This window comes from Arsenophonus nasoniae DSM 15247, assembly GCF_000429565.1.
Lineage (GTDB): Bacteria > Pseudomonadota > Gammaproteobacteria > Enterobacterales > Enterobacteriaceae > Arsenophonus > Arsenophonus nasoniae.
Genome location: NZ_AUCC01000037.1, coordinates 22,897 through 33,415, shown reverse-complemented (window position 1 = coordinate 33,415; position 10,519 = coordinate 22,897). Strand labels below are relative to the sequence as shown.

Sequence of the window (10,519 nt, the reverse complement as noted above, 5' to 3'; positions counted from 1 at the left end):
AAATACTGACCCGTACCAATGTATTTTATGTGGAAACCGATTGCGGTTTATGAGTGCGGAAAAAGGAATACACGCCGTCACTTTACTGTCAGAAAGGCGGGATAAAATGGTCAAAAAACGATGGTTACAAACCGCAGCCTAGGAGCAGTGTGCCTATTATTAGGCTTTTAGATGATAATTTAACCGAATTACTGTTCTCATGGTTAATCAACGAGAAAACTGTCAGAATTTAATAGAAATATTGAGTTCAAAACACCTCCATTAATGCCTTACTGTATTGATTGAGATTCCTAACCATGAACGGCCAATTCCCAACAGCATATTAAAAAAACGTATTGGTTGCCCAACATGTAAACCACCTATAATTAATCCCAAAAACATAACTACCATAGCAAGCAGATTTGCAACATTAAACTGATGGTTATTAATTAGATTAAGTTTATTACTCAAATAGGCAACAAAAAATAATCCTGCTGCTGACTGACCCAATACCGTAAAAAAAACCAGCGGGAGCTCATGCATATTTAACCTCCGCGAGATTTTGTAATTTGCCACTTTGATCATTAAATGGTTTAGCATCTCTATGAGGTTTAATCACAATATTCGGTTGAGTTAATCCAGGATCCGGCATCGGGGCGATACCATTTTCATAACCATGTAGCTCGCGTAATAAAGTAATTTCACCAAAATCCAGCGCTCGTTGTGGACATGAATCAACACAAACAGGTTTCATACCTTCAGCAACACGTTGGTAACAACCATCACATTTACTCATTAGCTTTTTATTAACATCAAATTGAGGAGCACCATAAGGACAACGGAGCTCACAATAGCGACACCCCACACAAATCTCTTGATTAACTACCACTAACCCATCTTCTGCTCGCTTATGCATCGCACCTGTTGGACAACCCGCCACACAAGTTGGTGAATCACAATGATTACAAGCAATTGATAAATAATAGTTATAAATATTCTGCTGCCAAATACCCTCTTGTTGTTGCCAACTACCTCCGCCATATTCATATATCCGACGAAATTTAGGGCCTAATTTTAGATCTTTTTCATCCTTGCAACTAACCTGACATGTTTTACAACCAGTGCACTTAGTAGAGTCAAAGAAAAAACCATACTGTTTCATAAATCAAATCCTTATACGCATTTAACTTCAACTAAATTCGTATGTTGTGGGGTACCTTTAGCAAATGGAGAAGGATGTAATGACGTTAGTGTATTAATACATCCTCCCACATCAATTCCTTCATTATTAACATTGTGCCAGGCACCTTGTGGAACAGCAATTACACCTGGTAAAACCCGATTAGTAATTTTAGCTTTGATATATATACGCCCGCGATCATTATAAATCTCTGCTATATCGCCCTGTTTCAGACCTCTTATCTTTGCATCAATTGGATTAATCCAAAACTGATGAGGAATAGCTTCACGTAATATTGCAACACTATAATAGCTTGAATGGACATGGCCTTTGTTATGAAATCCGGTCATTTGTAAAGGATATTGTTTTTTACGGGCAACATTTTCAACACCTTCATGGTTAGCACAATATTCAGGTACAGCGGGAATACGGTCACCGTCAGGTAATTGCCATTCTTGTACTATTTTATTTAACTGGTCAGAGTAGATCTCAATTTTCCCTGACGGAGTTTTTAGTGGATATTTATCTGGATCGTTACGAAAATCTTTAAGCGCAATTTGTTGATCACTCGCGGCTAATCGCCGATCTATAATTCCTTGATCATGAGTTTGCTCGAAAGGCCGTAAATGAGGCATGGTTTCACGGGTTTTATTATAACAGTATTCGATCCATTGTTGATAAGTCCGACCTTCGGTAAATTCAGTTGCAACACCTAATTTTTCTGCAATGTCCGCTAACACATCATAACATGGCCGATTTTGCCATAATGGTTTAACAGCTTGTTGTAAGCGCACTAAATAATGATAGGCACCACTTGCATATGAGTTATTGATTAAATCATCTGTTTCCACCGGGGTAACATCAGGCAGCAATAGATCCGCATATTTGGCTGAAGCCGTATTATGATTGTCCCATACCAAGATAAATTCACATTTTGATTCATCAGTCAGAATTTGATGCGTTTTATTTAAATCAGCATGCTGATTACCAATCACATTACTGGAATAACACCACAAAAATTTGATGCCAGAATCTAATTTATCTTTACCTCTAATACCGGCGTTTTTAGCCGTTAATTCAGGACCTCAAACAATAGCCTCGCTCCACATAAATGTCGGGATTGTTGTTTTTAATGGATTTGGTAGCTCAAAACTAGCAACAGGATAAGTAACGCTACCACCCCAAAGCCCGGTATTAGTGCCTGGACGACCAATATGGCCACTCATCAAAGGTAGCATCATAATTGAACGACAGGCTTGTTCACCATTAGCGGTGCGTTGTAGTCCCCAGCCTTGTGAGATCCATGCAGCTTTAGCATTAGCTATTTCACGTGCTAACTGAATAATACGTTGACTTGGAATACCTGTCAGTTGACTTGCCCATTCCGGTGTTTTAGCAATACCATCTGCCCCATTACCCAAAATATAATCTTTATAAGCGGCATTTGGTAACGCTGTTGGCGGCAACGTCGTTTTATCCCAGCCTATACAATATTTTGCAAGAAAAGCTTCATCTGTCAGCCCTTCATTAATCATGACATAACCCAACGCTGCGACTAATGCTGCATCAGTGCCAGGATAAATAGGTATCCACTCAGCGCCCAATGTGGTAACACTATCGGTATTACGGGGATCAATAATAATGACTTTTGCTTGGCTTTTTTGCAGTGCATTTAAGGTTTCATAAAACTGACCACCACCAGACATACGGGTTTCTGCTAAATTATGGCCAAACATAACAACTAAATCAGAATGAGCAATTTCACTTAATAAACTTTCTTCAGCACTACCATAAACGAACGGTGTAATTTCAGTTAATTGGGCATAAGAATAGGTACCATAATCTCCCAGAAAGCCGCCAATAAGCACTAATAAACGTTTGCAAGCGGTACGTCCATGTAAATTTGCTCCAGTTGAACCGGTACCATATTGATAATAGATAGCTTCATTACCATATTTCTCAATCGTATGCTTTAACTTCTGCGCAATAAGTGTTGTTGCTTCATCCCAACTGATCTTTTTGAATTTACCTTCACCTCGTTTACCTACCCGTAGCATGGGATATTTTAACCGATCCGGATTATAGGTTTTCCAGCGAACTGAGCGGCCACGCAAACAAGGCCTAATTTGATGTTCGCCAAATTTGCTATCATCATAGAAGGTTTCATTTGAAATACGTTGAATAATATTATTCTTCACATGCACTTTAAGTGGACAACGGCTACCACAATTAACCAAGCAAGCGCTATATTTAATTATCTCCTCTGTTTCATCAGGCATAATACCGGTCGATGTGGCCTGAACAGAAAACGGAAGTGTAACACTGCCAGCAATGGTGGCAACACTGGCAATTGTTGCTGAAGTTTGCAAAAATTCCCGCCGATTCATTTGCACCAAGCGTGTTGTTTTATTTTTAGTCATTGACATTACCCAATAGTAAAATAACAACAAATTATTGTTATTGTTTTATGTTAAAAAATAATGACAAAATAGATTATGATTTAAATCAATGATGAGTAATTATCAAATTTGCAGTAATCTGCACTAGTTTGCCAAATAATGGCGATATAATTATTGCGTTTTATCGATTATTAGCCGACTAATGGGTTATATTTTCTAATAACAAAAACACTATTTGGACTCTTTGATGAATAACAAAGTATTTTCTTTAAAGTAGGCGAAATGAACAGGCATAATTTAACCTAAAATTTGATTGAGACGAGTCGATGATACCAAGCAAAATATTGATAACTAGCTACAACATTAGTGGCTTTGGCGGTATGGAAACCGTTTGTCGTGATTTTATTAGGTTATTAAAACAACGGCGACCAGATATAACCGTCAGCTTTGTCTTTTTTAATGATAAACAAACTCAACCAAATGATGATTGGTTAAACAATATAAAATATTCACGACTCTATTCTAACATTAGAAACGGTAAACTACGTCGTATTCATTATGCTTGGCAACTGCGACAATTACTTTTCGAGCAGAAAATTAACGCAATTATCGCCTTGGATGCAATTGCCTGTTATAACTCAAATATCAGTAGAAAATTTATCTTCGATAGAAAAATACCGCTAATTTGCTGGCCGCATTTTTCCATTAATAGAATTTATAAAAAAGAATATCTTTTAAAAGCTGATTACTATTACGCCATAAGCAAGGGTATAGCAAGACAATTAGTTGCCATTGGTGCTAATAGAAGTCATATTTTTACCTTATTTAATCCAATTAAAAAACACGATATCATTATCCCGAGACCTAAAGATAAAACTGCCTTTCTCTATTTAGGCAGAATTTTATTTGCCGGAGATAAACAACTCGCATTTCTATTTAATAGCCTGGCAAATATCAGTGGTGACTGGCAGCTCAATATTGTCGGTAGTGGCGAAGAAAATGAGATTCATCAGTTAAAACAGTTAGCTAAAAAATTAAATATAACAGAAAAAATTAATTGGCATGGCTGGCAATCAGATTCCTGGTTATATATACAAAATAATATAAAAAAAGTTACTGCTTTATTATTAACATCGAATAGTGAAGGGTTTCCTATGGTGCTGCCTGAAGCCATTTCCTATGGTATTTATGTGATAAGTTCAAATTGCTTAACCGGACCAAAAGATATCATTAAAGAGGATATTAATGGAAAATTATTTCCTGTTAATGATATGCCCTGTTTTGTTAATATATTGCAAGCTATCGTAAATAATAAAACCTTACCCACACAGACAAGCATAAAAAATTCTATTTTAGATTTTTATGAAGATAGCTATATCGAAAGAGTTAATTTATCCCTTAAAAAAATTTTAGCATAATATCATTTAGCGGATTAATCATTATTGATTAATCCGTAGCAAAAACCCTATTAGCTTATAACACCACCAAAACGACATAAACACTATTTTTGCCAAAAAATTAATGAACGATAAAAACGCCTGATTTGTAGCAAAATAAATGCCAAAGTAGACTCAAGGTTACCTCGCTTTCTTCTTTTAGCTTTAATAAAATACTTTTCCCTATCCGCCTCCAAATGGCTATTTTCAGCGGTGACAATTGGATGTTTTATAATTTCGGCTAAATAATAGCCTTTAACTGCATTTTTTTTGTATAACAAGCCCCACGAATCAGCAACAAAAAATCCCCGGGCAAACTCAGCAATTATTCTTTCACAGGTACTACGATGAATTAAGTAACAACAAGTACGAAAAATTTTATCTGAGCTATAAGTTAATAAGCGAAATGTTACATTGGCGATGGTTATTTTATTAAAAAAACTTAATGAAATTCGTTTTCTTGAATTTAGCCCTTCTTGACCACCCAACAGATAAACATAATCTTTTTTCAATAAATCACTTTTACCTTGCTCCAATGCTTTGATTAAAGGGGATAATTTTTTATCAATAATAACATCGTCCTCGAGAATCAATGCCCATTCGATATCATTTTTTATAATATGCTGATAGACTGATTGATGGCTCAAGCTACAGGCAATTTCATTCTTGCCATTCGGTTTACCATAAGCTTTGTCATAATAAGGATATTTTAACCCAGCTATATCGTTTTGAGTTAATTTACTCCCTTCGATGGCGTCAACTATAGTGAAAGGCAAAGCTTGTGACGACAATGCGTAACTAATTTGTGTTCTTCTATCTGTATCCTTCTTTAAAGAAATAATAAAAATAGGGCAAGATTTATTCATTGACGCCACCAAAACTTTATATTTAATAATATGTTAAAATAAATTATAACTAATCGATTTTATTTTACTACTATTTTACTTGTAAATTTCAACCGCAAAGTGACATCATTTATACTAGTATCCATGGCAAAATTAGCATAATGATTTATTAAAAAATATTAAACAACTTATTATGTTGAAAATTGATTAAAAATGTTACTTGCCATGTGTTATAAATTATTAAATAATAAATTTAATTAATTCAATACATACAAAACAACATTAATTAAACTACTATATTTACGTAATCTGATATTATTTATCACAAAAATGAAACTAAAAGCTAATTTATATTAAATTTTCAAAAATTACTTAATTTGACATAAAAAAACTGACCAAAAACAGATAAAAAAGTTTTAAAACAGATAACCAGCACAATATATTATGTTAATTTTCAACTAGGTATAATTTTTTATTCACTTCAAAAAAAATATAATTTTTATTAATCAATTTTTATAAAGTATAATGATGATAGTAATGGTTTTTTCTTTCCGCTAACGCTAAAATTAGTAACACTTTACGATAAAATGAATGCCTGCTTTGCCAAAAGGAAACTTAATGTATTTCAATAGTAAGGAGATCATACTAACAAGCTATGAATTTTCATCTGCTGATGCAAAAACCCCTCAATTTCATATTGCTTATGGCGCAGATAAAAATTTCTCCCTTGGCACAGCGATCTCTATCTGCTCGATGCTATATTTCAATAAAATTTATACCTTTCACTTCTATATCTTCACTGATACGATTTCTGAATGCGACCTAAAAAAATTTGATGAACTAACAAGTTGTTATAATACAAAAATAACAATATTACTTATTGATACGCTACAGTTAAAAAAATTACCAACAAATAAATTATGGTCTCATGCGATCTATTTTCGCTTTATTATTGCAAATTATTTTCATAATAAAACCAATAAAATATTATATTTGGATTCAGACATTATTTGTTCGGGTGATATATCAGAATTATTCGACATCGATTTAAACCAGCATATTATTGCTGCTGTCGCTGACCGAGACCAATACCTATGGAAAAAACGGGCTGAAATGTTAGCAACACCAGAAATAGCTAATGGTTACTTTAACTCAGGCGTTATGCTAATTGATACTGACAAGTGGCACAAAAATAAGATAACGGAGAAAACTATAAATATATTACTTGATGACAAAACAAAAGCAAAATTTGTATTTTATGATCAGGATGCATTGAATATATCGCTGGTAAATCAAGTCTTATTTTTAGATAAAAAATTTAATACCCAATTTAGTATTAATTATGAGTTAAAAAATAAAACATTATTCCCTATAATTAATAATGTAAAATTCATTCATTATATTGGTCCAACCAAACCATGGAATATTTGGTCTGAATACCCAAGTACCCATCTCTTTATGACAATAAAAAAAAATTCCCCTTGGAAAACTACCCCGCTTATTGCGGCATCAACGTCTAACCAATACAGATATGCAGCTAAGCATATGTTTAATAAGAAAAAATACATTTACTGGTTATTAAATTATCTCTATTATTTTGTTAATAAAGCCCTACATAAATAAAAAATAGCGGATGACAGAAACGCAAAAAATGGATAATTGCTCTTGATAATAAACAATCATCCATTTTTATAGTTAAATTTTCAATTAGATAGATATAAAAATATTTTTAATTTAATTTACTTTCTGAATCGATGTATTCAAATTGCGCTTTAGTTAATGTTAAATTAATGGCTTTCACAAAACTTTCCACCTGAGCAACGGTAGTTGCACTAGCAATTGGTGCGGTGATCCCATTAAAAGCCATTAACCAGGCAAGTGCAACTTCCGCTAATGTAGCTTGCTGATCATCAGCAACTACCTGCAACGCGTTGAGAATTTTTTCGCCTCTTTGATTGAGGTATTTATCAATATCACTTTTCCTAGCACTACTATTTAAATCACTTTGACGACGATATTTACCAGTTAAAAAACCCGATGCCAAACTATAGTAAGTAACAACACCAATATTCTCTTCGATGCTGAGTTTCTTCAACTTATCATCAAAAGCAGTACGATCATAAATATTATATTCCGGCTGTAATACTTGATAACGCGGTAAACGCTGACTATCCGCTACCTCTAAAGCCGTTCTTAATTGTCTTGCATTCAAATTTGAAGCACCTATTGCACGAATTTTCCCCGTTGTTAAAAGCTTCAGATAAGCATTTAATGTCTCTTCATAAGGGGTATTTATGTCAGGCCAATGGGAAAAATAGATATCAATATAATCTGTTTGCAAACGCCGCAATGAATCCTCAACCGCTTTTATAATCCATTGAGCAGACAGACCTCGCTTACCGGGTGAACCTAAGTCTGCGCCCACTTTGGTAAATATGACTAATTTGTCTCTGGCAATCGAATGTTTAGTCAGCCAATTTCCAATGATGGTTTCTGATTCTCCACCTTGATTGCCGGCTGCCCAACTTGAATAAACATCCGCCGTATCAATTGCAACTAAACAGTTATCATAAAGCGCATCTAAGATGGTGAAACTTTCTTTTTCATTGATAGTCCAGCCAAATACATTACCACCAAAAACAAGTGGTGGAATAACAAATCCTGTTGAACCTAATCTACGCAATTGCATATTTCCTCACTTATTTATGAAATAAAGCGAATATACTCCTAGAAGATTGTAGTAGTGCTCTTACAACAAGATTGTATTTAAAACGTTACAGCCTATTTAACTTGCAGATATCCTACCGCAATTTAGTTATATTGATTATATTTTACCAATATCCTAGTAACTTCCACCATAAACCACCAATGACAAACCAAATAACAAGATTGACCACACTTAATATAAAACCAATTTTCCACCATTCAGTTAAGGTTGTATAACCCGAACCAAAAATAATTGGTGCGGTACCTGTGGCATAATGTGTTAACGACATCATTAATGATGAAGAGAAAGCCAGGATCAAACCGAGCAAAATAGGTGGAGCGCCTAATGCTAATCCAGCTGTAAAAAATGCCGCAAACATTGCCATAATATGGGCTGTTGTGCTGGCAAAAAAGTAATGAGAATAGACATATATCAAAACAAGTAACAACATGCCGCCAACCCAGCCAATCCCCATATGATCAATAGCGTCTCCTACTGTTTGAGAAAACCAATTGGTCAATCCAAGCTTGCTTAGGAAAGATGCCATCATAACCAATGCAGCAAACCAAGTAATTGTGTCCCAGGCTCCCTTGGTTTTCAAAATATCATCCCAAGCTAATACGCCTGAACACAGTAAAACGGAAAGACCAATGAATGCCGCCGCCGTAGGGTTAATAGTAAAAGCGCTACCAAAAATAAGCGCAGGTACGCCAGCCCACATCAACAATAGCATGGCAAACACCGCTAAAGTAATTTTTTCTGCGGGAGAAATAGGTCCTAACTTATGTAATTTTTGCTTAGCGAAATTTGGCGCATCTGCTGTTACTTTAATTTCTGGCGGATAAATCCAATAAATAATCAATGGCATAATAAATAATGAAATTATGCCAGGTATAAAAGCGGCTATTGCCCACATTCCCCAACTGATCTCAAATGGAGGCGTTGTATTTTCCATAATCAAACTAACAATCAATGGATTAGGTGCTGTTGCCGTAATAAACATCGCTGATGTAATTGGATTGATATTAAAATTAACCAATGAAAGATAGCGGCCAATTTTTTGTGAGCTATTTGATTCTGGATCAGAACCAAAACTATTTGAAATTGAACGCATAATAGGATGAATAATTCCACCACCACGGGCAGTATTACTCGGTGTAACTGGTGCTAATATTGTCTCTGCAATCGCTAATGAATAAGCAATACCTAACGTCCTTTTGCCAAATAAAGAAATAAAATAATAACCAATACGAGCACCTAATCCTGTCTTATTTAAACTAACAGAAATCATTATTGAAATACCTATCAACCAAATAAGTTGATTTGAAAAACCACTCAATGCATCATTAATTGCTGCCGTCGGATTATTGGGATTAGTTACTCCCGTAATAGCAATTAAAGCAATCGCAATAATGGAGATTGCACCTATAGGTAAAGCTTTACCGATGATAGCTATTATAGTCCCAATAAAAAGCGCAAATAACTGCCAAGCATTAACATCAACACCGTCAGGAGCGGGAATAATAAACCAGATGATGAGAGTGATTGTAATAGCAATTATGGTTGGTAAAGGTTTGAATGGGGTCAATTTATCCATATTGTATTATCCAATTGGTGAAACATATTTACACAGAAAATAATTAATAACTTATAAATGAACAAAATCACGCTAACGAATCATACAACTACTTATTATATAAACTTATAGATTAGTAACTATATTTATTTTTATCAAGCTTACTAATAAAGAAATATTGATCTATAATTTTATTAAATTATCCAACTTATTCTTTTAATTTTTATCTCTTTATTATAAGAATAAGTTATTTTTATATGTTAAAACTGTGATATGTATTACAAAAATCACAATAAATTTTATTTACTAATTTATTGTGACAAACATTTCTATTTTTCACTCTTAATGATATTCTTAATATAGGAAATTAACTATAATTAGTAACTGTTTAATTTTA

General features: G+C 34.1%; 6 protein-coding genes and 3 pseudogenes. 3 read left to right on the top strand and 6 right to left on the bottom strand.

The window, feature by feature from the left end:
* Window positions 1-142 (top strand): annotated as a pseudogene (locus G468_RS25340) (IS91 family transposase); the annotation flags it as partial.
* 155 nt (window positions 143-297) lie between these two features.
* Here the strand turns inward: G468_RS25340 and G468_RS0109720 are convergent.
* The 3 genes and pseudogenes from G468_RS0109720 to G468_RS20425 form a co-directional block, all read right to left on the bottom strand.
* Window positions 298-522: pseudogene (locus tag G468_RS0109720) on the bottom strand (DmsC/YnfH family molybdoenzyme membrane anchor subunit); the annotation flags it as partial.
* Window positions 515-1,141, bottom strand: coding sequence for a DMSO/selenate family reductase complex B subunit (locus G468_RS0109715; RefSeq protein WP_026822958.1), 627 nt, complete (start codon window positions 1,139-1,141; stop codon window positions 515-517). The gene G468_RS0109715 and the pseudogene G468_RS0109720, both read right to left, overlap by 8 nt.
* A gap of 11 nt (window positions 1,142-1,152) precedes the next feature.
* Window positions 1,153-3,579 (bottom strand): annotated as a pseudogene (locus G468_RS20425) (DMSO/selenate family reductase complex A subunit).
* A gap of 305 nt (window positions 3,580-3,884) precedes the next feature.
* On the opposite strand from G468_RS20425, the gene G468_RS0109705 reads away from it, so the two are divergent.
* Window positions 3,885-4,976: a glycosyltransferase gene (locus tag G468_RS0109705; RefSeq protein WP_034249700.1), complete on the top strand. Its 1,092-nt coding sequence runs from the start codon at window positions 3,885-3,887 to the stop codon at window positions 4,974-4,976.
* Between the two features lie 83 nt (window positions 4,977-5,059).
* Here G468_RS0109705 and G468_RS20420 read toward each other — a convergent pair whose 3' ends face one another.
* Window positions 5,060-5,860: a glycosyltransferase family 25 protein gene (locus G468_RS20420; protein ID WP_051297033.1), complete on the bottom strand. Its 801-nt coding sequence runs from the start codon at window positions 5,858-5,860 to the stop codon at window positions 5,060-5,062.
* Window positions 5,861-6,457: 597 nt separating this feature from the next.
* Here G468_RS20420 and G468_RS0109695 point away from each other — a divergent pair.
* Entirely contained in the window at window positions 6,458-7,462 is a 1,005-nt protein-coding gene (locus G468_RS0109695) for a glycosyltransferase (protein ID WP_026822956.1), read from the top strand.
* A 106-nt stretch (window positions 7,463-7,568) separates the two neighbouring features.
* On the opposite strand, the gene G468_RS0109690 is transcribed toward G468_RS0109695, so the two are convergent.
* Complete coding sequence (locus tag G468_RS0109690; RefSeq protein ID WP_026822955.1) at window positions 7,569-8,528, bottom strand: aldo/keto reductase; 960 nt, start codon at window positions 8,526-8,528, stop codon at window positions 7,569-7,571.
* A gap of 142 nt (window positions 8,529-8,670) precedes the next feature.
* On the bottom strand, window positions 8,671-10,143 hold the full coding sequence (locus G468_RS0109685; RefSeq protein ID WP_026822954.1) for a DASS family sodium-coupled anion symporter: 1,473 nt from the start codon (window positions 10,141-10,143) through the stop codon (window positions 8,671-8,673).
* Window positions 10,144-10,519 lie beyond the last annotated feature (376 nt).

Coding starts and splice junctions, on each gene's coding strand:
- G468_RS0109715 (WP_026822958.1), bottom strand. CDS start 1,141: ATGAAACAGTATGGTTTTTTCTTTGACTCTACTAAGTGCACTGGTTGT.
- G468_RS0109690 (WP_026822955.1), bottom strand. CDS start 8,528: ATGCAATTGCGTAGATTAGGTTCAACAGGATTTGTTATTCCACCACTT.
- G468_RS20420 (WP_051297033.1), bottom strand. CDS start 5,860: ATGAATAAATCTTGCCCTATTTTTATTATTTCTTTAAAGAAGGATACA.
- G468_RS0109705 (WP_034249700.1), top strand. CDS start 3,885: ATGATACCAAGCAAAATATTGATAACTAGCTACAACATTAGTGGCTTT.
- G468_RS0109685 (WP_026822954.1), bottom strand. CDS start 10,143: ATGGATAAATTGACCCCATTCAAACCTTTACCAACCATAATTGCTATT.
- G468_RS0109695 (WP_026822956.1), top strand. CDS start 6,458: ATGTATTTCAATAGTAAGGAGATCATACTAACAAGCTATGAATTTTCA.